Source organism: Edaphobacter dinghuensis, assembly GCF_014640335.1.
Taxonomy (GTDB): domain Bacteria; phylum Acidobacteriota; class Terriglobia; order Terriglobales; family Acidobacteriaceae; genus Edaphobacter; species Edaphobacter dinghuensis.
Genome location: NZ_BMGT01000001.1, coordinates 1,265,533 through 1,292,246 on the forward strand (window position 1 = coordinate 1,265,533; position 26,714 = coordinate 1,292,246).

At 53.6% G+C, this 26,714-nt stretch carries 23 protein-coding genes; 12 read left to right on the top strand and 11 right to left on the bottom strand.

Annotated features, from left to right (window positions below; translation table 11 throughout):
* Window positions 1-66: 66 nt before the first annotated feature.
* The 5 genes from IEW09_RS04925 to IEW09_RS04945 form a co-directional block, all read right to left on the bottom strand.
* Window positions 67-741: a ferric reductase-like transmembrane domain-containing protein gene (locus IEW09_RS04925; RefSeq protein WP_188552988.1), complete on the bottom strand. Its 675-nt coding sequence runs from the start codon at window positions 739-741 to the stop codon at window positions 67-69.
* Window positions 738-1,976, bottom strand: a complete 1,239-nt coding sequence (locus tag IEW09_RS04930; protein WP_188552989.1) for a beta-ketoacyl-[acyl-carrier-protein] synthase family protein — start codon at window positions 1,974-1,976, stop codon at window positions 738-740. Before IEW09_RS04930 ends, IEW09_RS04925 begins: the two co-directional genes overlap by 4 nt.
* Before the next feature lie 27 nt (window positions 1,977-2,003).
* Window positions 2,004-2,267: an acyl carrier protein gene (locus IEW09_RS04935; RefSeq protein WP_188552990.1), complete on the bottom strand. Its 264-nt coding sequence runs from the start codon at window positions 2,265-2,267 to the stop codon at window positions 2,004-2,006.
* A 220-nt stretch (window positions 2,268-2,487) separates the two neighbouring features.
* Window positions 2,488-3,549: a type III polyketide synthase gene (locus tag IEW09_RS04940; RefSeq protein WP_188552991.1), complete on the bottom strand. Its 1,062-nt coding sequence runs from the start codon at window positions 3,547-3,549 to the stop codon at window positions 2,488-2,490.
* Between the two features lie 137 nt (window positions 3,550-3,686).
* On the bottom strand, window positions 3,687-4,466 hold the full coding sequence (locus IEW09_RS04945) for a hypothetical protein (RefSeq protein ID WP_229739088.1): 780 nt from the start codon (window positions 4,464-4,466) through the stop codon (window positions 3,687-3,689).
* Window positions 4,467-4,971: 505 nt separating this feature from the next.
* Here IEW09_RS04945 and IEW09_RS04950 point away from each other — a divergent pair.
* Window positions 4,972-5,682: a PEP-CTERM sorting domain-containing protein gene (locus IEW09_RS04950; RefSeq protein ID WP_188552993.1), complete on the top strand. Its 711-nt coding sequence runs from the start codon at window positions 4,972-4,974 to the stop codon at window positions 5,680-5,682.
* 130 nt (window positions 5,683-5,812) lie between these two features.
* On the opposite strand, the gene IEW09_RS04955 is transcribed toward IEW09_RS04950, so the two are convergent.
* On the bottom strand, window positions 5,813-6,784 hold the full coding sequence (locus IEW09_RS04955; protein WP_188552994.1) for an SDR family oxidoreductase: 972 nt from the start codon (window positions 6,782-6,784) through the stop codon (window positions 5,813-5,815).
* 365 nt (window positions 6,785-7,149) lie between these two features.
* Between IEW09_RS04955 and IEW09_RS04960 the strand changes: the two genes are divergently transcribed.
* A complete protein-coding gene (locus IEW09_RS04960; RefSeq protein WP_188552995.1) occupies window positions 7,150-8,517 on the top strand; it encodes a nucleotide sugar dehydrogenase in 1,368 nt (455 codons plus the stop codon).
* 69 nt (window positions 8,518-8,586) lie between these two features.
* On the opposite strand, the gene IEW09_RS04965 is transcribed toward IEW09_RS04960, so the two are convergent.
* From IEW09_RS04965 to IEW09_RS04975, 3 genes are read right to left on the bottom strand one after another with little or no spacing between them, the layout of a single operon-like run.
* Complete coding sequence (locus tag IEW09_RS04965) at window positions 8,587-9,747, bottom strand: glycosyltransferase (protein WP_188552996.1); 1,161 nt, start codon at window positions 9,745-9,747, stop codon at window positions 8,587-8,589.
* 50 nt (window positions 9,748-9,797) lie between these two features.
* Entirely contained in the window at window positions 9,798-11,135 is a 1,338-nt protein-coding gene (locus IEW09_RS04970) for an O-antigen ligase family protein (protein WP_188552997.1), read from the bottom strand.
* Window positions 11,136-11,190: 55 nt separating this feature from the next.
* A complete protein-coding gene (locus tag IEW09_RS04975) occupies window positions 11,191-12,303 on the bottom strand; it encodes a glycosyltransferase family 2 protein (RefSeq protein ID WP_188552998.1) in 1,113 nt (370 codons plus the stop codon).
* Window positions 12,304-12,688: 385 nt separating this feature from the next.
* Here IEW09_RS04975 and IEW09_RS04980 point away from each other — a divergent pair, with 385 nt between their 5' ends.
* A complete protein-coding gene (locus tag IEW09_RS04980) occupies window positions 12,689-14,182 on the top strand; it encodes a lipopolysaccharide biosynthesis protein (RefSeq protein WP_373282798.1) in 1,494 nt (497 codons plus the stop codon).
* Window positions 14,183-14,190: 8 nt separating this feature from the next.
* Here IEW09_RS04980 and IEW09_RS04985 read toward each other — a convergent pair whose 3' ends face one another.
* A complete protein-coding gene (locus tag IEW09_RS04985) occupies window positions 14,191-15,147 on the bottom strand; it encodes a glycosyltransferase family 2 protein (protein WP_188553000.1) in 957 nt (318 codons plus the stop codon).
* Between the two features lie 45 nt (window positions 15,148-15,192).
* Here IEW09_RS04985 and IEW09_RS04990 point away from each other — a divergent pair, with 45 nt between their 5' ends.
* From IEW09_RS04990 to IEW09_RS05015, 6 genes are all read left to right on the top strand, one after another.
* On the top strand, window positions 15,193-15,429 hold the full coding sequence (locus tag IEW09_RS04990) for a hypothetical protein (RefSeq protein ID WP_188553001.1): 237 nt from the start codon (window positions 15,193-15,195) through the stop codon (window positions 15,427-15,429).
* Window positions 15,430-15,659: 230 nt separating this feature from the next.
* Entirely contained in the window at window positions 15,660-17,543 is a 1,884-nt protein-coding gene (locus tag IEW09_RS04995; RefSeq protein WP_229739089.1) for a dehydrogenase E1 component subunit alpha/beta, read from the top strand.
* Window positions 17,540-18,952 (top strand): 2-oxo acid dehydrogenase subunit E2, encoded by a 1,413-nt coding sequence (locus tag IEW09_RS05000; protein WP_188553003.1) that lies wholly within the window; start codon window positions 17,540-17,542, stop codon window positions 18,950-18,952. Before IEW09_RS04995 ends, IEW09_RS05000 begins: the two co-directional genes overlap by 4 nt.
* Complete coding sequence (locus IEW09_RS05005) at window positions 18,952-19,743, top strand: holo-ACP synthase (RefSeq protein WP_188553004.1); 792 nt, start codon at window positions 18,952-18,954, stop codon at window positions 19,741-19,743. The genes IEW09_RS05000 and IEW09_RS05005 overlap by 1 nt, the downstream gene beginning before the upstream one ends.
* Window positions 19,744-19,776: 33 nt before the next feature.
* The gene (locus IEW09_RS05010; protein ID WP_229739090.1) at window positions 19,777-20,367 is read left to right on the top strand and encodes a serine O-acetyltransferase; all 591 of its coding nucleotides are present in this window, start codon (window positions 19,777-19,779) and stop codon (window positions 20,365-20,367) included.
* A gap of 56 nt (window positions 20,368-20,423) precedes the next feature.
* A complete protein-coding gene (locus IEW09_RS05015) occupies window positions 20,424-21,404 on the top strand; it encodes a glycosyltransferase family 2 protein (protein WP_188553005.1) in 981 nt (326 codons plus the stop codon).
* Between the two features lie 8 nt (window positions 21,405-21,412).
* On the opposite strand, the gene IEW09_RS05020 is transcribed toward IEW09_RS05015, so the two are convergent.
* Entirely contained in the window at window positions 21,413-22,360 is a 948-nt protein-coding gene (locus IEW09_RS05020; RefSeq protein ID WP_188553006.1) for a glycosyltransferase family 2 protein, read from the bottom strand.
* Between the two features lie 188 nt (window positions 22,361-22,548).
* Between IEW09_RS05020 and IEW09_RS05025 the strand changes: the two genes are divergently transcribed.
* The 3 genes from IEW09_RS05025 to IEW09_RS05035 are packed head-to-tail and all read left to right on the top strand — an operon-like array spanning window position 22,549 to window position 25,633.
* Window positions 22,549-23,307 carry a polysaccharide deacetylase family protein gene (locus tag IEW09_RS05025; protein ID WP_188553007.1) on the top strand — a complete coding sequence of 253 codons (759 nt, stop codon included), beginning with the start codon at window positions 22,549-22,551 and terminating at the stop codon, window positions 23,305-23,307.
* The gene (locus IEW09_RS05030; protein WP_188553008.1) at window positions 23,304-24,452 is read left to right on the top strand and encodes a glycosyltransferase family 4 protein; all 1,149 of its coding nucleotides are present in this window, start codon (window positions 23,304-23,306) and stop codon (window positions 24,450-24,452) included. Before IEW09_RS05025 ends, IEW09_RS05030 begins: the two co-directional genes overlap by 4 nt.
* Entirely contained in the window at window positions 24,449-25,633 is a 1,185-nt protein-coding gene (locus IEW09_RS05035; protein ID WP_188553009.1) for a glycosyltransferase family 4 protein, read from the top strand. Before IEW09_RS05030 ends, IEW09_RS05035 begins: the two co-directional genes overlap by 4 nt.
* Window positions 25,634-26,714: the final 1,081 nt, after the last annotated feature.

A 26,714-nucleotide genomic window follows, 5' to 3' on the forward strand; every position in this document is an offset into this window, starting at 1 on the left:
ATTGTCGCAGCCGTAGTTGAAAATATGGCAGCGAAGGATCTGGTATCGAGGCTTTTGCTCTCTAAATTATGACTTTTGCTCAGGAGCTTCACTCTCACTTCGGTGGCCGCTCCGGGTATATAGGATTCCAATCATCTGGACGACGAGGATAAAGAGCGCCAGCGTAGCGAAGAAGATAACCCAGGGTAGGTGGCGCTTCTCGACCAGTTGGAACAGAACCCCATGAGCGACGGCTAAACCGGCTGCGACATAGGTCCATCGCTGAAACGACTTCCATCGTTGTAACCCCATGGTGCGGAGGGAGATATCGTTCGAGATTACGAGGAGCATCAGGAAGAGTAGGGCCGAGAGCAGGCCGACATCGTTGGCTGAACCGAAGAGACCCGTCTGGAATTTTAACGGGTGACGCTGCTTGAGGAAGTACATCCACATGCGGCCGCGCAGATGGACGGTTAGCCCAATGCCAGTGTGCAGCAGGGCAAGCAGGCCAGCCCAGATGCCGATATCGCGGCGGAGATCGAAGCTGACGGGATTGGGGCGGCAGCGAAAGATGTTCCATGGGCCAAGCAGCAGGGTGGCGCAAAGGAAGAGCAGGCTACTGTACGCTGTCGCCATACTGAGGCGATGGCGCAGGTCTGGTGGAGCGGTAGCGAGGTAGATCAGCGCCGTAGCGGCGGTTGCGAAGACTGCCAGTATCAGGTGTCGATTAATGCGACGCACCCAATATCGGCTGCGCTTCATCGCTGGCCCTGATGACGATCAGCCCGGCGGATGGCGAGCACAGCGTTGAGGCCGCCGAATGCCAGCGAGTTGGAGAGAGCCAGCTCGGCGGTGGTTTCGCGGGAAGCATTTAGGATGACGTCGAGATTGATCGCCGGGTCAATCTGGGTAACACCCACATTCGCGGGAAGCTGGCCGTGATGAAGCGAGAGAATCGTCGCCAAGGCTTCAAGGGCGCCTGTGGCTCCGATGGAGTGGCCATGGAGCGCCTTGGTGGAACTGACCGGGATCTTGGGTACGCGGTCGCCGAAGAGTTGCTGGATGGCGGCTGCCTCGGTGGCATCGTTGGCCTGAGTTCCGGTGCCGTGAGCGTTAATATAGTCAACCTGATCGGGTGAGGCGTTAGCGTCGCTCAAAGCCTTTCGCATCGCTGCGGCTGCGCCTTCGGGAGCTGGCTGGGTGATGTGGTGGGCGTCGGCGGAGCTGCCGAAGCCGACGATCTCGGCGTAGATGGGGGCATTGCGCGCCTGCGCCGACTCGAGCGATTCGATCACCAGCATCGCGCTGCCTTCGCCCAGCGTCATGCCGTCGCGGTCGGCGGAGAAGGGGCGGCACTGGGTGGGGGAGACGACCCGCATGGAGTCCCAGGCGCGTAGAAATCCAAAGGTCAGTGGAGCCTCGTGCCCTCCTGTAATGGCTGCGGAGACGATGCCCGCCCGGACCATCTGGAAGGCGAGGCCGATGGCGTGGGTTCCGGAGGAGCAGGCGGTGGAGATATTGAGGACTGGCCCGGTGATACCGAGGTCGATGGAGATATGGCTGGCTCCTGCGGAGGCCATGGTGCGGGTGACGGTCAGCGGATGCACGCGGGCATCGCGGGTGTAGAGCTTAGCGGTCTCGGTCTCCTCGGCCTGACGACCTCCGCAGGCGCAGCCTACGATAATGGCGACGTTATCCGGAGCATGGTGCTGGAGAAGGTTGCTGTGCTGCGCGGCCTGACGGGCGGCGACGATGGCGAACTGGGTAGTGCGGTCGGTGGAGACGACGACACCCGATTCGAGGTGTTGGCGCGGGTCAAAGTCCTTGACGCGGCCCGACTGGGTGAAGCGAAGACCCTGAGTCTCACCGGGGGCTTCGGGGAAGTCCGGGAAGGGGGCGATGCCGGTTTTGCCGGAGAACAGAGAGGTGCGGAAGTCTTCGAGGGTGTTGCCGATGGGGGTAACACAGCCGAGGCCGGTAACTACAACGCGATTCACTTGATCTCTTCCTCGCGGTAGCCGCGGCTAGGGTGTGGTGACGGTCGCTGGGGGATGGCTGGCGCGGAGTTCGCTGACGCCGCGCACCATGTCGCCGACTGTCTTAATGGTACCAAGTGCTTCGTCGGGAATTTCGATGGAAAAGGCTTCTTCGACCTCGAAAGAGATGTTGATCTTGTCGAGAGAGTCGATATTGAGTGAGTCGAAGGTGCTGTCCAAGGTGATTGAGTCCGCGGGAATGCTCTTCGACTTTGCGATGATCTCAATGCAGCGCTGTGTGATGTCGTCCATAGTCCTACCCAGCTTCCTCTTGGTGCTAGCTCAACTTACAGGGATGCCTGTGTCAGTGTAAAGGCAGCTTGCGTCCCGGTGCAGAGGAAAAGGCCGGGAGCGCAAGAACAGGCAACATTATTTTTAGTTAAAACGGCAGCAAAAGATATTTAGCGGAAACAGCAGAAAGACTGCTCGCCTCAGTGTTCCCTGCGCCGAATCGCCATGACCGTTAGTGCAACTACCACTGCAGCAGGACGAGTTCGGAGCAGAACGCCGGTCCCATGGCAGCAAGGATGCTATAGGTGCCGGGAGCTCCGGGAGTGTTGAGCAGGTAGTCTTCCATGACGGCAAGCACAGACGCCGCGGAGAGGTTGCCCACCTCGCGGAGGCTTCTCCACGAAGGCTCGAGAGCGTTGGGGGGAAGGTTCAGCGAGGTCTCCATCGCCTCGAGAACCTTGGGGCCGCCGCTATGGAAGATGTAGCTGGAGATATCGTCGAGGGTGAGGTTGTTGTCGGCGAGGAAGCTCTCGACGTTGCCGCGAAGGTGCTCGTTGACGACCTTGGGAACGTCCGGGGAAAGGACAATCTTGAAGCCGAGGTCACCGATGTCCCAGCCCATGATGTATTCGGTGTTGCGGTAGAAGGTCGAGCGGGTGTCGAGAACGCGCGGGCCGCATCCTTCTTTGGCGAGGGGGGTCTCGGAGCCTGAGATGACGACGGCGGCTGAGCCATCTCCGAAGAGACCGGTGGAGATGAGGTTGGCGATCGACTGGTCGTTGTCCTGCCAGGTGAGAGAGCATAGCTCGACCGAGAGGAGCAGGGCGTACTGGTCGGGGAAGGCGCGAACGTAGTCCGAGGCGCGGGAGATTCCGGCCGCTCCAGCGACGCAGCCGAGGCCGAAGATGGGGGTGCGCTTCACGCTGGTGGGGAAGGGCATCAGGTTAATGAGGCGAGCATCGATGGTAGGACTGGCGATGCCGGTAACCGAGGCAAAGAAGATGGCGGAGATATCCGCTGGGGTAAGACCGACGCGGTCGAGCGCCTTAGTGATCGCCTGCTGACCCAACTCGACAGCGGCTTTGATCCAGGCGTCGTTGGTTGGACCGAAACCGGAGAGGTTCTCGTAGACCTCGAGCGGAAAGACGAGGTTGCGGAAGTCGACGCCGCAGTTGGCGTGCAGACGGTTGAGCAGACGGGGCTCTTCGAGGCGGTCCTGCCAGCGGTTTCTGAGTGCTTCCGTAATCGTTGCCTGGGAGTAGCGATAAGAAGGGTAGGCCGTTCCAACTGACGAGATACGCATGCTGATAGGGACCTTTTTATTGTTGTCTATAACTGAACTGTGAGTTGCTATGCTGACGATGGCCGATTGCAAATAGTTCCTTCAGCCTACACGCAGACGTGTATTTTGGTCGCGTATTCGGAGGAGTGAGAGAAAAATCAGGGGATTCTTGTCAGTTCGCGCCGATAGAGGGTGTTCTGAGGGAACTCTTTGGAGAGAGCGCCTAGGATGTCCTTGGCCTCTTGCGGCCGGTTGTCGCGCAGAGCGGCGACGGCGAGCATCATGCGGGCGAAGGGCGCAAGGTAGTGGCCCTTTGCGGCGGTGAGGCGAAGCAGCCGGATGCCCTCTTCGCGGTCCGTGTTGGCACCGGTCAGGTTGAGAATCCAGCGGACAGGGGCCGATTTGAGGCTAAGCATATAGTTTTCAACCCCGGTGGCGAGATAGGCGTCGTAGAGCGTTGGGTTAATTGCAAGGGCCTGCCGGGAGAAGGCGCTGGCCTGCTTGCTTAGATTCAGAGCTGCAATATCGCGCTTGTCGATCATGAGGGCGTAATCGGACCTCATCCCGCAGATGACAGTTTTGACGTAGAGCGCGTTGGTGTCCTTGGGGTTGCGCTGGAGGGCCGCGTCGGCGAGCCGGTCAGCCTGGTCGGCTCGGTCGTCGAACGACTTGCGAACCGTAGGATCGGGAGTGAGGCGCTGCCGGTTGTCGAAACGACTCTGGTCGGCGAAGAGCTGAACGTCGATGACATGAAGGCGATCAAACTCGCCGAAGAGCCACGCCGCGGCGTCCGAGGCGGGCCCCATTGGGTCTTGAGGGTGGGTCGACATCCACTGCTGAAACTGCTGATGAGCGGCCGGGAAGTCGAGGTTGTACATGTCGAAGTAGCCCTGATCGAGGGCCGAGCCATTGAGCAGAGGGCTGAACGCGAAGGCCAAGGGGCATGTAGCTAGAAAAATAAGGAGAAGCAAACCCAAGGGGTGGATGCGGGGGGAGCTGGTCGAGGTTCTTTCCGCATGGTGTGCTGACATCTTCTGATGGCCTGATCCTTTAATAAATAGATAGCTCTGATAATCCTGCATGAATACTTCGAGGGTCTGACTCCATTTTGAAGTGAGATGCGTAATCGGCGGATGGCGTATGGAGCGGACGAAAGAGCCAAAAGTGGGTAGATATCTCCATAAGTGTCGCCGAGAGCGATGAGATGTAACTTTTATCGTCACTTGCTGTGCAACTTCTTGCAGTTCATTTTGGGCAGGAAAAGCTATCTGGTTGATCTGTATGGATTTTACTTTGGTGTTTCAGATGCAATCGAGAATGTCAAGAAATCCTGCACTAGATCCAAAAGATCGACGAAGCAGAAGGACGGCAGGAGATCTCGAAGAGACGTTATCGCGGTAATCCTTGATCGTACCCCGCACCTTGCGGAACTAGGAGAACTATATGAGGCTTTTCTCGAAACTTTCTGCTCTGGGGGCGGTACTCGTGCTTACTACCGCCTTCGCGTCGGCTGACACCATTCAATTGGGAAGCTATGGAACAGGCACTTCTAACATGGGAAATGGAAACAGCGCCCTTGCAGGGTCTACTACCGTTCCCGGTTTTGCTTACAACAACGGGTTTACAAACTTTGGTCTGGCAAGCACGGGTACAGTGAACCTGGCTTCGGATGGCTCGGTTTGGGATGTCGCACAGGCGCACTCCAGTTGGGTTTCCTATGCCCAGACGGGGCCGTCGTCCAGCCCGTTCGTCAATACCCCAAACGGAAACTACTTCTTTACCAGCACATTTGACATCGGGACCACTGCGACTCCTGGCGATGCAAGCGGTTATCTGACCGTGCTTGCGGACGACACGGTTACAGTGTTTCTGAATGGGCACCAATTGAATGTGCCGACGGGAACAAGCTATCCTCACTGCTCGAATGGTGTTCCGACCTGCATTGGCACGGCAACCCTGATCGATTTGAACTCGGGAGACTTCATCAGCGGCGTCAATACGCTGACCTTCCAGGTAACCCAGGCCAACGATGCTGATTACGGTCTGGATTTCAGCGGATCGGTTTCGACTGTTCCGGAACCCAGCTCCTTGATTCTCTTGGGAACAGGGCTGATTGGTAGCGCCGGAGCCTTGATGCGCAAGATGCGCTCGTAACTTTGCGCCCTGGCTTTAGAGGAGATTGCCGGGAGCGATCTTCTATGGGGTCAGAAGCAAAGGTTATAGCCGCCAGATTTTTCTGGCGGCTATTTTCTTTGTCGGAGAATTGATTAAGACGAAGGTGGCTTTAGGCTTTGAGAGCGGCGGCCTCGTTCTTTTGTTTTTCTTCGAGATACCACGCCACCGTCTTCTTCAGGCCCTCGTGAAAGTGGGCCTTGGGGCTATAGCCCAGCTCGGCGGTCGCCCGGCTGATGTCTGCCAGTGAGTGCTGAATGTCGCCTTCGCGTGTAGGGCCGTAGATAGGTTTTGCGGTGAAGCCGAGGTGTTCTGCGATGGTGGCATAGACCTCGTTGAGGTTATGGCTCTTGCCGGTGCCGATATTGAAGACCCGTCCGGTGGCGACTTCGCTCGGCGCGGTGCAAGCCAGCAGATTGGCGCTGACGGCATTATCGACGTAGTTGAAGTCGCGGCTGGTAAGCCCGTCGCCGAAGATGGTCGGGGTCTGCCCGGCCATCATCTTGTAGGTGAACTGCGCGATGACGCCTGAGTAGGGTGAGTCTGCCGCCTGCCGCGGCCCAAAGATATTGAAGTAGCGGAGGCAGACCCCTTCGAGCCCATAGGCGCGATAGAAAGACTGGATGTAGTACTCGCAGGTGAGCTTCTGGACGGCGTATGGAGACAGAGGCCGAGGCAGCATATCTTCCTGCTTGGGCTGCGTGGGCTGGTCGCCATAGGCTGAAGACGAAGCGGCATAGACGATGCGGCGCACACCCGCGTCCTTGGCGGCGACCAGAAGGTTCAGGGTGCCGTTGATGTTGGATTCGTGCGATGTGACCGGATCTTTGACCGAGCGGGGAACCGAGGCGAGCGCGCCCTGATGGAGGATGAAATCAACGCCTTCGCAGGCGGACTTTACTCCGGCGACATCCTGCAGGTCCATCTCCTGAAAATTGATCTGCTGCCGGATGTCGGCCAGATTCTCAAGATTCCCTGTCGAAAGGTTGTCGATGCCGTGAACCTCGTGTCCCTGCTCGACCAATGCATGGGCCAAGGTTGAACCAATAAAACCGGCAATTCCTGTAATCAAATAACGAGCCATCTATCCTCCACCAGGAGCATCCCTGGGTGTCATCAAAGTTTATCGAGCAGAGAGATTCGCAAATCTATCGGTGCGGTCAGGAACAATCAGTTTGTCAATATCGTTTTGGAAGCGTCCATGCAACTTTTGTGCTGTTGGTGCGGTGCGAAGATAAGCAGTGTCTTCATGCTGTGTGACGTATCAAACTGGATGACCCATTATCTGACATTTTCATGATCGACGCTGCAATCTCATGCCTACCAGTTGCATAGCGAGTTTTGATAAAGGAATGATGAAAGATGGCCCGCATTCAGGGGAAATCAAAGAACGGTTTATAACGAAAGGAAAGCTGCCGGTTTCACGGGGCGAATGCGATAATTCAGTATATGTTGACCAAGAGCCCCGTTGTTCTTCCTCAAATTGCCCAGGAACGCTTTGATCGCCTAAAGAGTCGCACTGCCAGAATTGGAGTCATTGGACTCGGTTATGTTGGATTGCCACTTTCGCTGCTGCTTGCCGAGGCCGGTTTTAGAGTAACGGGCTTCGACATCGACGAAAAGAAGGTGACGGACCTTGAGGCCGGTCGCTCATATATCTTCCGCATCCCAGCCAGCGAGATCCAGAGCGCGCGTGCGCATGGATTTACCGCTACTGCTGATTTTTCCAATCTGTCGGATATGGACGCCATCATCATGTGCGTTCCCACGCCGCTGACAGAGCATCGCGAGCCCGATCTAAGCTACGTCGAGAATACGGCCAAGGCTGCTGCTCCATGGGTTCGCGAAGGCCAGCTCGTTGTGCTTGAAAGCACGACCTATCCGGGAACGACGGAAGAGCTGATGATTCCTGTGCTTGAGGCGGGCAATACCAAGGGGCTGAAGGTACAGAGTGCAGGGGCGGCTGCCGAGCATGGTGTCTTCTATGTGGCCTTCTCGCCGGAGCGCGAAGACCCGGGCAACGATACGGTGGCGCGACGCGATATTCCCAAGGTGGTCGGCGGCCATGAAGTGATTGCCACGACGCTGGCTGCGACTTTGTACGAGGGAATCTTTACCCGCGCGGTGCAGGTCTCGTCGACCCGTGTGGCCGAGATGACCAAGCTGTTGGAGAACATCTACCGTTGCGTGAATATTGCGCTGGTGAATGAGTTGAAGCAGCTTTCGCTGAAGATGGGCGTCGATATATGGGAAGTGATTGATGCCGCGGCGACCAAGCCATTCGGCTTTCATCCCTTCTATCCGGGCCCCGGCCTTGGTGGTCACTGCATTCCGATTGATCCGTTCTATTTGAGCTGGAAGGCCAAGGAGTATGACTTCAACACGCGGTTCATCGAGTTGGCCGGGGAGGTCAACGAGGCGATGCCGGCGCATGTGGTCAATGCAGTCGGCAAGGCTCTGAATCAGCACAAGAAGGCTGTCAACGGTGCCAGGATTCTGATGCTGGGCATGGCCTACAAGAAGAACATCGACGATCTGCGCGAGTCTCCGTCGCTGACGATCATTGAGCTGCTGCGCGAAGAGGGAGCTGAGGTGCTATACAACGATCCGTACTTCCCGACCGTGGGACGCGGACGGCACTACAACCTCGATATGACCTGCACGCCGCTGGACAATCTGGGGCAGTATGATTGTGTGCTGATTGTGACGGACCACTCCGACTATAACTATGAGGAGATCGTCAGCCAATCGCAGCTTGTTGTGGATTCGCGCAATGCCACCAAGGGGATTAGTTCTCCCAAGGTTGTTCGCTGCTAGAAGTTAGATTTAAGCCGGAAAGGCGGGGGAGTTCATACTCTCCCGCCCTTTATTTTTGCGGCAAGGGAGCTATTCGGTGAGTAGCTTTCTGTAGGTCGCAGTTGTTTGCAGAAGCATAGCCTCTGTCGTGAACCTCTCTGCAACCCTTTGTTTGCCGGCTATGCCCATCGCCTTTGCCATGGCCGGATCGGCGAGCAGACGGATGATGGCTGCGGCAAGAGCGTCGGAATCTTCAGCTGGAACAATGAGGCCGCTGACGTCGTTCTGAACGGCTTCGGCATTGCCGCCGACGTTGGTCGCGACGACGGGAAGAGAGGTGGCCATCGCCTCGACGATAGCGTTCGAGAAGCCCTCGCTTCGAGAGGGAAGGACAAAGATATCGGCGGCTGAGAGATGCTGCTCAAGGTTGGTGATTGCGCCTGTAAAGTGGAAGCGCTCCTCAAGATTCAGATCGCGGACGAGGGCTTGCAGCTCCTCAAAGTAAGACGGCTCCAGCACGCCGCCTGCGATGCTGAAGTAGACATTGGGAAAGTGCGGAGCAATAACGGCTGCAGCTTTGACGAAGACATCGTGGCCTTTAACGTGACGGATGTTGCCGATGGTCGTGACAAGAATTTTGTCGCGCTGAGGTGTGGATTGCGAGGAGGCACCCCAGTTGTCGAGGTCAAGGCCGTTGTAGATGGTCTCGACGCGATCCGGATCGATGTGGTCTTCTTCGATGCAATGTTGACGGACGAGATCGGAGACTGCAAAGACTGCATCGGGGAGATCGGCCAGCAGGCGATAGGCGATCTCATGCTTGCGGGTCCGGAGAATCCCCATGTCCCGGCGGCTCCAGATCAGCTTCGCATTGGAGAAGAGCTTGGTCACAGATCCTGCCCAGATATCGGAGCTCTCAAAGAAGGTCTGGACGATCTGGATCTTCTGCTGCTTCAGAAACTGGCGAAGCTCAATGGCGCCAGCCAGTGCAGCCCGATCATAGGTACGCTGCAACGGGAGAAGGTAAACCGGGCAAGGGGCGGATTCAAAGACAGGATCAGCCGGATCGGCAGAAAACGTCAGGATTGAGGCCCGGTATCCATACTGCGGAAGCCGGGCGGCCAGTTTGAGGGCGATTCGCTCGCCGCCGCCAAGATTTTTGGAGAACTGATCGATGACAAAGAGGACGTGGGGCAGATCGGCGTCTTGGCTTCGGTGTAGCTTTGGTGTCCGCTGCAGAGAAGTAATCATGATGTTTATAAAGAACCCGGTTGCAGAAAAGAAGATTTGGCTTTTTTACGTTAGCGATAGGCCATATATGGGTTGACGGAGACAGCCTCGTCCCGAGCGACAGGTTCCGTAACGACCTCCGGCTCGGTGAGATAGACTGCGGACGTTGCGGCTCCCATGAGCGCCCACAGGAGCCCATTGATCTCCAGATACATCCATCGATCTCCGAAACAGTTGAGGATAATGCTGGCGCACATGGTGAGAAACAGGGCGAACCCCAGCCCCTGATAGAGCGGATCCTTGGCATTTCTGAAGAGGCGGTATCCCAGCGCAACCATTTGGGCGAGAAGGATTACGGCGATGATGCCGCCGATAATCCCGGTCTCGATCAGGACCTTCACATACCAGTTGTGGGTATCTTTCAGGTTGTCAGTATGATCGCCGTATTGGAAGGTGGCAAAGCCGGTTCCAAAGATCGGTTCGCTATAGAAGGTTTTCTTCGCATTCTCCCAGAGATCGACGCGCTCTTGTGCCGATGCCTCCAGTTGGCCGTTGGCGTTTGTGGTCATCATCACGCGCTCTGTGACAGCTACGGGCACGATGGCCTGCCATGTGAACAGGAAGGCAACAACGACGATGATCATCTTGCGATCCTTGAATATTCCAAGCAGCAGGGTGCCCACAACGATGGCGATATAAGAGGCGCGCGAAAAGGTATACATTGTCGCGAATATCGTGGTCGCGACCAGGGCGTAGCACAGCAGTTTAGCTTTTTTCCGTTTGAGAAATTGACCGAATCCCCAGAAAAACATCGAAAACTGAGCTAGAAATGCCGCCAGACCATTGGAGCCGGCAAAGCCAAGTGGGCCTCCGTCACGCTTGTTCTCGTCAAATGTGCCCCAGGACCGGGACATGCTGTCCATCAATGCGCTTCGATCGATAAAGAGCAAAGAGATGCCGGTGATCAGAATCACCGTTCGTACGGCTTTACGGTCTTCGACGACTAAACCTGCCGCCACAAAGACCAGCGGCAGCAGCATGTAATCTTTCCATGTCGCGAAGTTGGCATCGTGAATCCATAGGGGCGCGTTGGCGTGGCCAAGGGCTGTTCCGAGCCACATCGACAGATAGGTGTAGACGGCGAAGACGAGCCAAGTGATATAGAGTTTCGATTTTGGAAGCTTTTTGCCATGGATCAGGGCGCCTAAAACGATGGCCAGAACCAGGATGGTCGTAACATTGGCACCCAGTGGATAGTCGAGGAAGTGGTCGCGCAGGGTACGGTAGGGCAGGAAGGGTAAGAGGTAGTACAAGCCCCACAGGGGGCGTCCCCCTAGCGACAGCAGAGTCGCAACCCAGAAGCCGAGGTAGGCGATCATTGGAATGTAATGTACGAGTCCTAATCCCAAGACACAGTCTCCCTGGAGCGTAGCCGGTGAAGCAGCACGGTGAACGGAATGGCGGCTATCGGGTCCATACCTTATTTTTGCCCACTATGAAATTGTAGAACGCCATCGCCGCAGCCGCATTGAGCATGACAAAGGTACTGGAGATAGAGGCAGGCTTGAACCTCCTGAAAGATGGACTCGCCATTCCAAAGATGGCGAGCAAATAGAACGCAACCTGAAGCCAGAAGATTGCTTTATAGAAGAACCCGGTAGTCAGTGCCGAAGTGGCCAGCATGCCAATTAGGAATAAGGGAACCAAAAGACGCAGAAGTTTATGGCTGATCAGGCGGAAGAGCAGGGGATTTGCCGGGGAGAGCAGCCACGGGGCGAGCCGTAACAGTTGGTAGTTGCCGGTAAGCGTGCGGACTTTTCGTGAAAACTCCTTGCCTTTTGCGCTGAAGAGGCGGTCGCGAGCGATGGCCAGCGGTTGAAAGACGACACGTCTGCCCAGTCGGGCTACATTCATCGGGACGAAGACATCATCGAGCAGGGTTCCGGCGGGGATCTCTGCATAGAGTTCGCGGCGCATCGCATAGATTGCCCCGGTCACTCCGACGACGGAGCCCGAAGCGGACTCGAGCCTGCGCACGACCTTTTCAATCTTCCAGTAGATCCCCAGTGCATCGCCCGTATTTGCACCCAGCGCGGCATCGAGCAATAGCTCACCGCTCGCCGCGCCTATTGCCGGATCGGCGAAGCAGGAGACCAGATGAGAGACGGTATCGTGTTCGATGCTCTGCCGTGCGTCCAGAAAGACCAGGATCTCGCCGCTGGCATGTCTGACTGCTTCATTCAGGGCGACGGCCTTTCCATTTGATTGGGGCAAGATGACGGCCACAACCTGGGACGGCTGCGCGAGCAGAATGTCAGCGGTTCCATCGGTCGATCCATCGGAGGCAATAACGATCTGAAGACGGTCTTTCGGGTAATCGAGGCGATTCAGGTTCTCGAGTTTAGCGGGCAGGTTGGCCTCTTCGTTGCGTGCCGCGATGATGATGGAAACGCTGGGCTCAATGGGTGCCATTAAAAATGGCATCGGGCGCAACCTGGCGTAAAGCCAGAGAAAGATTGCGTATCCCACATAGGTGTAGACCGTGGCCGCGAAGCAGAGCCAGAAAAGAAGCTTCATTGTCCCTCTAGGTAAAGCATTATGATGAGGGAGCGGGAGCGGATCAATAGACCGTAAGTTGCAGAATCGAAACGGTGAAAGCGGTGAATCTGGCGTACGCTCGTTTCATGAAGGCTCTTCGCCGTTTGATGATCGCCAATGGTTGCCGGAGTCAAGGATTCCTCTTTTGACTTGCCACGATTCCAGGCCCGTTCCAGACGAGAGCCGCATCTTGATGATACTTGATGCGCTGTATCAGAAGGAGTCGTGTTTGGCCCAGAAATTAACCAGGGAGCAAAATGCCGGATGCCGATATGCGGGCATCTGAGGAACAACACTGTTAGTATCGTTGTTTCGTGCACTGAATATCATGCCCAGCACTAAACGATTTGCACTCAATGTAATGATGAATTGGGCCGCTATGGCAGTAAGCATGGTCGTGCCTTTTTTTCTGACGCCGTTTGTCGTCAATAGTCTTGGTGAAGTCGCATATGGAGTCTGGATACTTGCGGTTTCGACCGTAGCGTATCTGGGGCTTTTGGATTTAGGTTTACGCAGCGCCATTATCCGGTACGTATCCAAGGCAGACACTCAGGGCAAAACCGATGAGGCGCGAAGCGCCATTGGTGCCGCGTTGTGGTTTAGGCTGCTGATCTCGGGTGGCGTTGCCGTGTTGAGCGTCGTCCTCGCGCTGGTGTTCCCGCACCTGTTCAAGCTTCCTCACGACATGCAACGGGCAGGCCAGATCACGGTTCTTCTCTGCGCCTTGGGGGTTGCGGTTACGCTTGCGTCCGGTGTCTTCGGCGCCGTGCTCTCGGCGATCAATCGGTTCGATATTCTGAGCTCCATCACGATGGTGCAGACGCTTGCCAGGGCGGTCGGCGTCATCCTGATTCTTCGTAGTGGGAGAGGCCTGATTGCGCTGGCATATTGGGAGTTCACCATTGTCACTCTGGCAGGTCTCGCTACGTGGGGCGCAGCGGCGAAGATCTATCCGGTATGCCGGGTCAGGTTCACGCGGCCAGACATGACTATGCTGCGGGCGATTTGGTCGTATAGCTTTACAACGTTCTTGATCATCATCGCCGTGCAAATCGTGTTTTACTCCGACAATATAGTTGTTGGAGCGTTTCTATCGGTTGGAATGGTGACGTTTTATTCCATTGCTGGAAGCCTGGCACTATATTCAGGCCAGGTGGCTTCGGCGATGGGAACAACCTTCATCCCGCTTGCAAGTGGTCTCGATGCATCGGGCAGATCGGATGATCTGCAGAAGCTGCTTTTGCGGGGCACACAAGCCGCGCTGGGGCTTGTGTTGCCGATCTGCGCCGTATTGATGGTGCGCGGCAAGACTTTCATCGGTTTGTGGATGGGACACCAGTACAGTGAAGTATCGGGAACTATCCTCCAGATTTTAATCGTTAGCCAGTTCTTTACGATTGCAAATTCAACGGCCGGGCAGATCGCGTATGGAACAGAGAAGCACAAGTCTGTGGCTAAACAGGCAATTGGCGAAGCGATCGCTAACCTTACGCTGAGTATCATCCTGGTAAAGACTGTCGGCATCTATGGAGTTGCATGGGGCACCACGGTTTCGATGGCCCTCTTTCATCTTTGCTTCTGGCCTTTGCATGTTCGCAAGATGGTTGGTATTCCGATACGGAAATATGTATGGGAAGGGTGGACAAAGATTACGCTGTGCACCGTTCCCTTCGGCATTGTGTGCGTGATCGCCGACAAATATTGGCATGCCTCATCAAAAACGATCTTTTTCGGACAGGTATTTGCCACTCTGCCGGTTTATGTGATCGTTGTCCTGATCGTCTTTCGGTCCGAGGCGGGAAGTGTTTTCCGACGATGGCAGGCCTCCCGGCTTGCTCGGACACAAGTCTCCTCTTAGGCAATCGGTCAGCCTATGAGATTGCGGCAGTCACGTTTTGGCCACCAATAGCGTAGGTCGAAGCGGAAGTTGCGTAGCCGCGTCAACAGCATATGAGCGAGGACGCGATAGCGTTCAAACGGCACTATGGTTCCCCACATCGGCCATTTGCAAAATGATTCGACCGCAAACTCCCAATAGCGCTCGTTTTGCGCTTCGCGCATCGAAAGCGCCAGCCGGTAATAGACGCGGGCTTCAATCCTGCGCTTCCAGATCGTTTTCGTTATCCCTGAGAGATCGTTCAATAGCGATCTATCGAGCAGCCCCAGAACATTCGCTGCTAAGGGGATGAAGCTCTTGCTGGCATTGTTCTCCCACCAGCGATACAGCGTCAGGCTCTCGGGAATCTCCTGAAATGCATCGGACGAGTAGCGGCGAACCATGCGAAACCACATGTCCCAATCGTCGATCATACGCAGACGAGGGTCTGTGCTGAAGCCTCCGATCTCCTGAATCGCGGATCGGCGGATGATCGATGTTGAGGGGAGGATCGGCGTCCTGTAGCGGATTGCAGGCCAAAGCTCTTTTGCAGGGAAAACCGGAACCTTGTTGGTTGAGCCGTCCGTGTAGAGATATTTGAAGGTGGAGTACACGACCACAAGGTTTGGATTGGCTTCGATCAGTGCCACCTGTTTTTCAAGCTTGTCTGGGAGGATGAGATCGTCGTGGTCGAGAAAGGCTATCCAGTCGCCGGTGGCTTCCTGGATAGCCCTATTTCTAGCTCCGGCTATGCCTGTGTTCTCCTGCTTGATATAGCGGATGCGATCTCCGTACGAGCGGGCAATGTCCTCGGTACGATCCTTGGACCCATCATCTACTACAACAATTTCGTGAGCCGGATATGTTTGTGCTAGTGCGCTTTCCAGTGTTTCCCGGAGGCAGGGTTCGGAGTTATAGGCCGGGATGGCAATGCTGATCTTTGTCATGGGGAGGGGCCGTTGGAATCCTTCCGTTAGCATAGCTCGCGATTTTTGAAGACATTATTGCTGATTCCTCCTTTTGCAGGAAGAGTTTTAGATGGAACTCATGATGATAAAGCGATTTGCACTTGGCGGTGGGCTCTGCATCTTGTTTTTTCTCTCATTGTATCGTCAGGCAAAGGCGCAAATGCCAAAGGGCTGATTGTAGTCTTCAAGAGGGAAGATCGAAGCAAAATGCTAAATCTCTATGAAATCAAGATGAAATCGGCTTGCTTCCTCTATCTGTGATGTGATCTTGTGAGGGGAGCATAGGGCCTTTTGCCGGGTGAGCGAATCCCACGATTTAGCCACCCTGTAAGCCAAATTTGAGGAAGTGTTTTGCGGAATGGAATGTAGTATATGTGTAGTGTTTCTGGTGGTCTTAAGCGATGGCTTTAGCTTCTACAACTGAGCCCGTAACCTTGGCAAATTCAACGATTCCGGAGATCCGACTCCTCCGGAAAGCGCTGGGAATCCGCTTGTTTGAACAGCGTCTTCTGAAGCTGTTCTCAGAGGGGCGACTCTTCGGTACTGTGCACACCTGCATCGGCCAGGAATGGACGGGCGTTGCTGTTGCTGAGCACTTGCAGCCGGCCGATGTCATCTTCAGCAATCATCGCTGCCATGGCCACTACCTTGCCCGGACGGGAAACTTTGAGGGACTGTTTGCCGAGATCATGGGCCGCGAGGCTGGAATCTGCGCAGGCCGCGGCGGAAGCCAGCATATCTGCGATTCTAATGTCTTCAGCAACGGCATTCAGGGTGGCATTATGCCGGTCTCGGCAGGCATTGCCTACGCTCAGAAGATAGAGGACGGCAATGCAATTACCGTTGTCTTTATCGGAGACGGGACGCTCGGCGAAGGTGCGGTGTACGAGACCCTGAACATCGCTTCGATGTGGGGTTTGCCACTGCTGGTTATTCTCGAAAATAACCTCTACGCGCAGAGCACTTCTCAGAAGCAGACTTTGAGCGGAGATATTCTGGCACGACCACAGGCCTTCGGCATCGCAACGATGCATGGCAATACCTGGGAGCCGACGTCGCTGATTGCATCGGTCGGCAAAGCGGTTGAGCAGGTGCGCGAGACCCGCCAGCCCCTCTTTTTCCGCATCGACACCTATCGCCTCATGGCGCACTCCAAGTCCGACGATGATCGCAGCCGCGATGAGGTGGAAGGGTATTGGCAGAGGGATGTACTGCACAGCGCACGCGAGACGCATCGCGAGGTGATGGAGCCGCTGACGGCGGAGTTGGAGCAAATGCTCGACGATGCCGTAGCGCAGGCAGAGAAGTCTCCTCTCTCGTCTGAGCTGGAAACTTCTCTTCCGGAACCGGCAACCACATGGAGTGAGACGCTGATTGAGGAGAAAGATCGCGTCGTCAATCGAATCTATGCCGGTCTGCGCTCTGCGATGGAGCAGGACGAGCGGGTGATATTGCTGGGAGAAGACATCGAAGGCCCCTACGGTGGTGCATTCAAAGTCACCAAGGATTTGAGCCAGATCTTCCCCGGACGAGTACGGAACACGCCTATCAGCGAGCTTGCCATCACAGGCGTGAGCAATGGCCTGGCCCTGCGAGGCATGCATCCGGTGACGGAGATCATGTTCGGCGACTTCGTCATGCTGGCCGCAGATCAATGGATTAACCATGCAGCGAAGTTTCAATATATGTACGCCAATCAAGTAACGGTGCCGCTGGTGCTGCGGACGCCCATGGGCGGTAAGCGCGGCTATGGTCCTACGCACAGCCAGTCGTTGGAGAAGCATCTGCTAGGCGTTCCGGGGACGCAGGTGCTTGCGCTCCACAATCGTTACGATCCGGCCCTGATCTACGGCTCGCTGATGAAAGACATCGACCGGCCAACGCTGGTGATCGAAAACAAGGTTCTGTATGGCGAGAAGGCATCTTCTGAGGCCATCGACGGCTACAAGTGGTTTCATAGCAGTCATCGCTTTCCCATCTCTTACCTGCATACAGAGACACCGTCCGACCTTGTGATCTTGTGCATGGGCGGAATGTTGTCAGAGGTGGAGAAGGCGATTGGGCAGTTGTTTTTAGAGCACGATATCATCGCAGAAGCTCTTTGCCCAACTCAGATATTTCCTCTGCAGATAGAAGCGATCCTGTCGATCGTTCGGCAAAGCGGGAGACTGTTGTTGGTGGAAGAAGGGCACGGCTTCTGCGGGTTTACTGCTGAGGTGCTTGCGGAGATCTACGAGCGTGATCCCAATGTGCGTATTCGCAGAGTCTACTCGCATTCGCAGCACATTCCTTCTGCGAAGCCGCTGGAGCTGGAAGTGCTTCCTAATGCTGCGCGAATTGTGCGTGAAGCATTAGTACTGGGGGCAGATCGATGAATGCGGGAGTACCTATTCTGCTTGAGCGCGACAACGTCAACGACGATGTCGTGGTGCTTGCCCACTGGTTTGTAAAAGACGGCGAGAAGGTTGACGCCGGTACGTTGATTGCCGAAATCGAAACCAGTAAGGCCAATGTGGAAGTGCTAGCATCGCACTCCGGATATCTTCATTGGAGCTTCGCGGAAAAAGCAGAGCTTCCGCTCTCAGATCCCATCGGGCATATTCTCCCCGAACCTTTGCCCGCAGGTTCATTGCTGACGAGCCCTCCGAAGAGTTCCGTGGTTCCTCCTCCGCAGAGCGCAAAGAGCAGTTCCGTTGTGGCGGAGACTACAGTTGCGGCTCAAGCGCGAGCAGAGAAGGTGCGCCCATCTCATAAGGATTCTCTGGTCTTCACGGCTTCGACTGGTTATGTTCAGCAGGTCTCTCATAAGGCGCGCGAGTTGATGAAGGCGCATGACCTCACTGAGGAGCGCTTTGCTGGAATTTCTCTGGTGCGTGGTGACGATGTTCTTGAGCTCCTGCATGGCAAGTCCTCTGTGAAGGCTAGTCCGGTAAGAATAAGAGAGACATCCTCGGAAGGCGAGACGGAATGCCAGCCACAGAACCTGTCTCGGCTTCCTGTGACGGAGGTACCTCTCTCTCGCATGAAGAGGAGCGAGGCGAAATCCCTGGCCGGCGGAGCAAAGAATACGATTCCGAGTTCGGTGTCGGTTACCTGCCTGACCCGCGGTCTGCGGGCTGCGCTCGAGGCTGATCCGGCGTTGGCCGGAAATGTGGGCGCGCTGGTGGTTTATGAGTGCGCGCGTCTCCTGAGAAAGTATCCCAGCTTCAACGCTACCCACAGCTCGGGCACGATGTTGAGCTATGACCAGGTCAACATTGGCTATGCAGTCGACGATGGCCGCGGTCTGAAGGTCGTCGTCCTGCGCGATTGCGACCGGAAGAGCCTTCGTGAGATCACTGCTGAACTGCGCGAGCTAGTGCTTAACTATCTGGAAGATAAGCTCACACCGGTGCAGATCACCGATGGAACATTTACGATCAGCGATCTCTCTGGCATTGGAGTCTCCAGCTTTGCTCCGCTGATCAGCGAAGGCCAGAGTGCAATTCTCGGAGTTGGCGGCGAGCAGTTTGTCCCAGGCAGCAGGGACGGTTTTTATACCCTGACTCTTGGATTTGATCACCAGCTTAGCGAGGGGCGCACTGCCGCTTTGTTCCTGAATGACCTGAAGGATCGGCTGCTGCACTATGAGAAGGCAGTCATGAGGGATGCCCTTAAGCCTGAGGCGATCGTCTGTGCGCGTTGTGGACGAGGCAGCGCCGATCTTCCCGATGAAAAGTCTTATATGGTACAGTCCGCGGTTCCGCCCGGATATCTCTGCAACATCTGCATGGTGGGGCTCTAATGCCGGAGACGGAGAAGCTTCGATCGATTGTCAGCGAATTGATGCAGGTCTCCGAAGATCAGATTGGGGACTCGACCGTCTTTGCAGGTAGTGTTCTGGCCAGTTCTTTGGGGCGAGCACGGCTGGATGCTGCGTTGCGGTCGCGGCTGAACTTTTCCGATCCCGGCGTATACGTCGTTCAGAGCTTTGGTGAGCTATGCAAGCTCGCAGGCACCGAAGGTGTAGGAGGTCCCAGCATCTCTTCTTTGCCCACGAATAATGGCAAGCAGGCTATTTTGCGTGAAGTTACAGGACAGAATGTTGCTGTCGGTGTCGATATTCAATCAGTTTCCGATCTACCCGAGGTGGCGGATTATTGGGAGGCCGAGTTTTATCAGCAACATTTCACACGGCAGGAGATCGCTTATGCGCTGTTGCAGCCTGCTCCGCGCGAGAGCTTTGCTGCAACCTGGTGTGCGAAAGAAGCTCTAAGAAAGGCAGATGGCCGCTGGCTTGGCGTGGACTGGCAACAGACGGAGATTGCTCATACATCTGACGGGGTGCCGACTTTCAAATCGGGTGAGGATCAGATTCCTTGTTCCGTGAGTTTGAGCCATACGAAAGACTATGCGTTGGCAGTTGTTGTCTTCGAATCGAAACCGCCGGTGCAGCAGGTATCGCTACCTATTGCAGTAAGGCCCTCCGAGGCAGAAGCTATTCCAGCTCCCCAATCCAGTAAACAACCGCTCGTGCTGGCCATTCTGGCGTTTCTGATATCGTTGGTTGCCGTGGGCTTGGCCCTTCTGAAGTAATCTCGACGAACAGAAGATGAAAGAGGAGCAAAATTGGCGCTGAAACTCTGGAACGTGTTGTGTGCAGATATGTACCGATACCGTGGCAAAGCAAGCGCCAGGGATCTGGTGGCCGCATATCTTCATGAACCAGGATTTCGCTTTACTTATTACCTGCGTAAGGTGAAGTTCTACAGCCCACGAAAGAAATCGCTTGGTATATTCGGCTACGTCTATAACAGGATCATGTTGCATCACTATCGGATGAGGTATGGATTCGATATTTCTCCTGCAACCTCGATCGGCCATGGTTTATACATCGGTCATTTTGGTGGCGTGGTCATCAGCCCGTATGCGACTCTGGGGTCGAACGTGAACATCGCTCAGGGGGTTACGATCGGCTCCACCAGCTCGGGCCCACGGCAGGGTGCTCCCACCATTGGAGATAAGGTGTGGATCGGAGCGAACGCGGTCATCGTGGGAAAGATCACGATCGGGTCCGGAGCCTTAATCGGCCCGGGAGCCTATGTTTATTTTGATGTTCCAGTCAACGGGGTAGTTTTAGGCAATCCCGGCATTATCGTTGGACATTCAGGCTCCGAAAGATATGTGAATAGAGTTTTCGGCGAAGATACTCAATCGTGAACTGGAGTAACACCTATTAGGTGCAATAAAAGTGGCAGAGATACAGAAGAGGAGTCATGGCGCAAAATAAAAGTATCTCAGTTGCGATGTGTACATATAACGGTGAAAAATATCTGGCAGAGCAATTACAAAGTATTGCTGCCCAAACCAGATTGCCGTCCGAACTAGTTATTTGTGACGACCGCTCTACTGATACAACAGTAGCTATCATCAAGGACTTCGCAGCTACGGCCCCTTTCGAGGTACGGCTCATTGAAAATCCTCAAAATATAGGATCTGCAAAAAAGGGAGTTACGAGGAACTTTGAAAACGTCAGTAGGCTTTGCTGCGGCGATTTAATCGCTTTTTGTGATCAGGATGATATCTGGCTTCCGCAAAAATTAGCTCGTCTGTCAGTAACGATGGAAGAAGACCACAACCTGGGAGGCGTATTTTCGGATGCGCGGCTGGTCGACAGGCAGTCGCAGCCAACAGGCGCTCTATTATCGCAGACAAGTGGTTTTACACCTCAGGAGCAGGCAAGGCTGGCGCAGGGAGAGACTTTGTCGATCCTGCTTGCTATGACCAAGGTCTATGGCTGCACCCTGATGGTTGACGCTAGGCTACTTGAAAAGATTCTTCCGGTTCCTCCAAGCTGGTGGTTCGACGCCTGGTTCGCATGTACGACGGCTGTCTATTCCCGATTGGCCTTCGTCTCCGAGCCGCTCTTTTGCTATCGCATTCATCCTACTCAGCAGGTGGGGGCCTCGGTGCCATCCTTTGCAGAACGGGTACGCAAATGGAAGCAGTCGGCAGCGCAGTATTGGATAGAATCGCAGCCACAGCTTTCGGAGCTTCGCGAGCGCCTCGTCTCGCAACAGGATGCGAGATACCAACCGGATATTCAATACATTGAAGGAAGAATGGCGCTGCTAAAGATGAGATCAGAGCTGCCCGCAAATCGGCTGATGCGATTGGCAAAAGTTCTTCCCCGGGTGAATCAATACCGTCGGTACTTTAATGGCTGGAAGAGTGTTGTGAAAGATATTACCGCGTGATGCTTGAGCTATCCGTTATTTTGCCGATGTTTGATCGACACCATCGATCGCATCCGAAATAACCATACGACTAAAACTGGCGCTACATTCAAAGCTTGTAGAAGCCACCAGTTCTTAGCGCTGTGGTAATGCAGATTGGCATTTTGGAAGTGAGCCTTTGCCGCTTCGATCTCCCTGCTCTTCAGCGCCTTCTTTCCTTTGACTATATCCAGTTCAGCCTTCCGCTTCTCGATTGCCTCATGGATAAGATCGGCTTCGTTAGATTGGGCTGGAAATAAGCTAAGCGCGTTCGTCATCACCTGAATATTGAACCCGAGCATCCGCTCGGCATTGGCAGAGAGGCTTGCAGCATGTCTGCGATATCGGGCAAGGACCTTTCGCTGATAACCAATGCGATAGCCTGCAGCGGCAAAACGCAGCCAGCAGTCGAGATCTTCGCAGGACCGAAGCGACTCATCAAATCCAATGGACTGCAATGCCTCTTTGCGTGCCGTAACGGATACAAAGACCGTGCATCGCTTTGAAATGATCGCTGCAGCGTCGGCCTCCCCTTCGGAGGGGCATGCATTCATGTAAAACTGGCCCGGCGTGATGCCCTCGCCGAAGAATTCGGCGTTGCAGTAGACCAGATCCCTTTCGGGATTGTCGCGTAGGAATGCAACCTGTTGCCCCAGGTAATCCGGCAGCCAGATATCATCTGCGTCGAGCAGCGAGATCAGATTGCCTTTTGCAGCACGAAGGCCAGTGTTGCGCGCGCCGCTTAGGCCGCGGTTCTCCTGCGTGAGATAGACGATCGATTCGAGGTAAGGCTGCAGGACTTTTTCTAATATGATGGTGTCCGGCGAGCCGTCGTTAACTACGATGACTTCAAAATGGCGATAAGTTTGTGAGAAGACTGATTCAATGGTCTCTTTTATATAGGAAGCTGCGTTATAGGCTGGAATGATAACGCTCACAAAGTCGGCAGAGTTATTGATGGGGGCCGTATCACTTGCCATACTCAATCTATTCACCGTTAAGACGTATTGATGTGATTATTTCAGAACTCTATTATTACGATACTCTTAACAGAAATAAGGATGCTGCATCAGCGTAATCAGCTTTGGATAATAAATCAATCTCGAAGGAACAAAGGACAAGGCCCTTGCGCAGCCTCCATTTTCTTTATCACGAAATACGGCCTACCCAGACGGAGTATTCGTATGTAATTGATGTCGAAGATTTTAAAAAACACATTGATCTCATGGTGGCGATGAGAGCCAGAAATGATCTAGAGCTCTATCCTTGTGTAACCTTTGACGACGGCCATATCTCAAACTTCGAATATGCACTTCCTATTCTTCAAGAAAGAGGTATTGAAGCGCATTTTTTTATAACCGCCGGCTGGACTGGAAATAAGCCCGGCTACATGAGCTGGCAGGAATTAAGGTCTCTCCATGCGAGCGGTCAAGCGATTGGAGCACATGGATGGAGCCATACCCTTCTTACACATTGCAATGCAAAAGAGCTGCATGCTGAACTGAATAATTCCCGGATGATATTAGAGGATAAATTAGGTGCTCCTGTTACAGCTATGTCTCTGCCGGGAGGGCGATACAATCGCCGAGTGCTCACTGCTTGTGAGGAGGCAGGATATAAGCAGATCTATACTTCGATTCCTCGATCGGAACCGGAGCGCCACGGGCTGACCATAGGTCGTTTGAATATTCGAAAAGATATGAAGCTCGCATGGATTGAAGATCTATTTAATCCATCCAAGAGTGCATTGCCGCGCCTGGAGCGTTTATATCAAGTTAAGGCTGCTGCACAGGCGTTGATGGGCGATCGTATGTATGAAAAACTCTGGGCCATATTGAATCGTGAGGAGCCCGATGCCCACGCTGCGGAGGCAACCAGAGAATGAAAGTACTGCATATTATCAGCAGTGGGGGAATGTACGGCGCTGAGGCTGTGATTCTCAATCTCTCACGGGCTCTCAATGAAAGCCACCATTCAAGTGTCATTGGTGTATTTGCAAGTTTCTCGAATCCTAACTTCCAATTACACGAGACCGCACTCAGAGAAAATGTGGAATCAACCCTGATCCCCTGCAATGGCCAGATCGATAAGACGGTAATCGCAAGTATCCGAAATCTGGCGGCGAAGACAGGTGCTGATGTCGTTCATGCACACGGCTACAAAGCCGATGTCTATGTTTATCTCGCTCTTCGCCGAGGATCAATACCTTTTATCTCCACTTGTCATAGCTGGTTTAACCATGGTTTAGCTACGATGCTCTATAGCGTTATGGATCGACTTGTTCTTCGAAAGTTTGCAGCAGTTATAGCCGTGTCGTATGAGATACAACAAAAGCTGCTGCAGAGTGGAGTTAGTAAGGACAAGATTCATTTCGTTCGTAACGGTATTGATCTCCGACCATTTGACGATCCTATAGCTTCGCTCAATAGGGACAAAAGGAAGCTTACTGTTGGCTGGATTGCAAGACTTTCTAGTGAAAAAGGTCCGGACATCTTCCTTAGAGCTGTCGTGCAGGTCTTGGCCGTTTGTCCGGACACTCAATTCGTGATGGTGGGCGACGGACCGGAGCGCGATACTCTCGTACGTCTTGTCGATGAATTAGACATTAGAGATAACGTATCTCTGATCGGTCGCAGGGATGATATGCCTTCTATCTATGCATCATTGGATGTTATGGCCTCCTCATCGCGACAGGAAGGATTGCCTATGGCGATTCTGGAAGGCATGGCAAGCAAGCTCCCATTGGTTGCAACGAAGGTTGGCTATGTGCCAAATGTAATTCAGGACAATTCCAATGGAATTTTGGTGCCTCCGGAAGATGTGAAATTGCTGGCAAAGGCAATGATCAAATTGCTTCAGGATGAAGCACTGCGAAGACGTTTGGGGGCTGCTGCGAGAAGACGTGTCGAGAGCGAGTTTTCAGCAGATCGGATGGCTACAGACTATATGCGTATTTATAGTGAAGTAATAGGAATTGATATTTCTCTTGCCGCAAAAAATGCAGATACCCTGAAGCGGGTGGAGCGGTGAGTAATCGTCGTCCAACTGTCTTCATGATGGATCTATGGGCAATCGTTCCGTACTACACGGCATATCTTTCGAGGGCTCTTCTGCAAGATGGCATTGATCTAACTGTAGGTTCGATCACTTATTATCTTGATCCCGACTGTTACTCAAGACGTGGAATAAAAGTAGATCCCGGATTAATTAATATTGTGGGTCGATTTAATTTGCCCCGGCTACCGCGAAGGGTTCTCAAGCTGGCTGAGGCGCTTCTGAATCTACTCGCGCTATCAATCCGGTTTCTATTTTTGTTACCTGATGTAATTCATGTGCAGTACCTGCCGATGCTGCAATGGCGATTGCCGCTAGATCTTTGGTTTCTAACCTTTTGTCGTAAACGTGGGGCCAAAATTATTTTAACTGTCCATGACTTACTCCCGCACGACACAGCAGAAACTCATAAAAATACATTCCATAATCTGTATCACATGGTTGATGGAATCATCTGCCACTCGGATCATATTAAAACTAGATTAAATACAGAGTTTCTTGTTCCGCTGGAGAATATTTTTGTTATTCCTCATGGCCCATTCTTTTATGATCTACCGGAAAAGAGCGAGGAAGGCATACTGCGAGATTTTGAAATCGGATTAGGTAAGACACTTGTTCTGTGGCAGGGAATTATCTTCCCTTATAAAGGGATCGATCTATTACTGGAAGCTTGGAAGAGAGTTGAAGTTGCGAATGAAGCTGTCTGTCTTGTGATTGCCGGAACAGGTTCTCCTGAATTGCTGGAACAGATACGTGGCCAGATAAGTTATTTGGGCCTGAAGACTGTAAAAATCCACTTCCGTTTTATCTCGACCCAGGAGCTAGTCGCTCTCTATCGCGCAGCAGATATTGTCGTTTACCCCTATCGTGCGATAACAACTAGTGGAGCTTTGGCCACTGGTCTCGCGCTGGGTAAGACCATTGTTGCCAGCGACCTTCCTGTCTTTCGAGAGTTATTGAGAGACGGAGAGAATGCATTGTTGGTAGACCCACTGGATTCTGACGGGCTTGCATCTGCGCTGATTAAGCTCGTAAGCAACCCTCAATTGCGGACAGAACTTGCGGAGAATGTGCGGGCTATGAACTTCGGTGATGAGTCGTGGCGTGCTATTGCGAAACAGACCGCGACTGCCTACGAGCAACTCCTGTCTGACTGATCTTCCTGATTGGCGCAGATGCAGTGAACGTTGATCTCTTTATCGAATACGATTCGCTGCAATGCTCGCTTAAGATCGATTTTTAAAATAATGCAATTCAAGGTTCGCCGAATCGATGTTGCTAACTATTGCACTGTCCCTATTTAGCTGTTGCATCGACTATCTGGTGAATAGTTACTGTTCTCATCCGCTTCTTCGCACAGCAATTCTGTGTGATATAAAAAAATCACATTCTCCAACTGCTTGTTTCCGCATCTACGTAGAGCAACGGGACAGCATTATGCTATTTCTGCCTTAGTTTTCTCCTTACTGAACTACTCGACCCCATCGAATAGTTCCTGGGCAGTTATGGCTATATTTTTTGATCGATCTGTAATTCTTCTTGTACTCAACAGGGCTCCTAGAGGCAGTGTGCAGCGAACTTACACACGGCTTCGGACCCTATTCGGGCAATTACCGCTTATATCTCGCATATACTGCGTTCGCCATATGACCCAAAAGAGGTATTTGCACCTCGAACGTGGAATACCCCTACGCCCCTGTGGGATGTAAAGCTAAGAGAGTTACTACCTAAATTTGGATTGTTGCTGCTAGTTATTCTCCCATCTGTAATGGAAACCGTTCTTATTAGTGAAGAGCACATTGAAATTTCGATCTCCTTTTTATTCAGGACAAGGTGCTATAGCGTGGAACTCTTTTCTATGGGAATGCTTCTGCAGTCTCGGGTGTGTTTCTCTCGAAGATCCCATGACCTCAATAGAATTCTCCGCTACACGTGCAAGGCGGGCGGCCAGAATTCAATGAACCTCATAGCACCCGTGGTGATTTAATGAAGAAAATTTTGCTTTCCCTTTTTCTTGTTCTTAGCTGTGTCTCGGCACATGCGAAAACATGGTATATCCGCACCGATGGTGGCACGGCCACACAGTGCACAGGTCTTGTAAACGCTGCGTATTCCGGATCAGGTACTGCACAGCCATGTGCTTATAACCACCCTTTTTACCTCGTTACAAATAACGTCGATACAACCCCCTTCGCCTGGAAAATTGCCGGAGGGGATACAGTCCAATTCGAAGATGTT

Bases quoted from the DNA above. Each gene is read 5' to 3' on its own strand.
- IEW09_RS04925 (WP_188552988.1), bottom strand. From the start codon at position 741: ATGAAGCGCAGCCGATATTGGGTGCGTCGCATTAATCGACACCTGATA.
- IEW09_RS04980 (WP_373282798.1), top strand. From the start codon at position 12,689: ATGAATTGGGCCGCTATGGCAGTAAGCATGGTCGTGCCTTTTTTTCTG.
- IEW09_RS05000 (WP_188553003.1), top strand. From the start codon at position 17,540: ATGAATGCGGGAGTACCTATTCTGCTTGAGCGCGACAACGTCAACGAC.
- IEW09_RS04985 (WP_188553000.1), bottom strand. From the start codon at position 15,147: ATGACAAAGATCAGCATTGCCATCCCGGCCTATAACTCCGAACCCTGC.
- IEW09_RS05015 (WP_188553005.1), top strand. From the start codon at position 20,424: ATGGCGCAAAATAAAAGTATCTCAGTTGCGATGTGTACATATAACGGT.
- IEW09_RS04965 (WP_188552996.1), bottom strand. From the start codon at position 9,747: ATGATTACTTCTCTGCAGCGGACACCAAAGCTACACCGAAGCCAAGAC.
- IEW09_RS04955 (WP_188552994.1), bottom strand. From the start codon at position 6,784: ATGGCTCGTTATTTGATTACAGGAATTGCCGGTTTTATTGGTTCAACC.
- IEW09_RS05030 (WP_188553008.1), top strand. From the start codon at position 23,304: ATGAAAGTACTGCATATTATCAGCAGTGGGGGAATGTACGGCGCTGAG.
- IEW09_RS04940 (WP_188552991.1), bottom strand. From the start codon at position 3,549: ATGCGTATCTCGTCAGTTGGAACGGCCTACCCTTCTTATCGCTACTCC.
- IEW09_RS04960 (WP_188552995.1), top strand. From the start codon at position 7,150: ATGTTGACCAAGAGCCCCGTTGTTCTTCCTCAAATTGCCCAGGAACGC.
- IEW09_RS04975 (WP_188552998.1), bottom strand. From the start codon at position 12,303: ATGAAGCTTCTTTTCTGGCTCTGCTTCGCGGCCACGGTCTACACCTAT.
- IEW09_RS04950 (WP_188552993.1), top strand. From the start codon at position 4,972: ATGAGGCTTTTCTCGAAACTTTCTGCTCTGGGGGCGGTACTCGTGCTT.
- IEW09_RS04935 (WP_188552990.1), bottom strand. From the start codon at position 2,267: ATGGACGACATCACACAGCGCTGCATTGAGATCATCGCAAAGTCGAAG.
- IEW09_RS05005 (WP_188553004.1), top strand. From the start codon at position 18,952: ATGCCGGAGACGGAGAAGCTTCGATCGATTGTCAGCGAATTGATGCAG.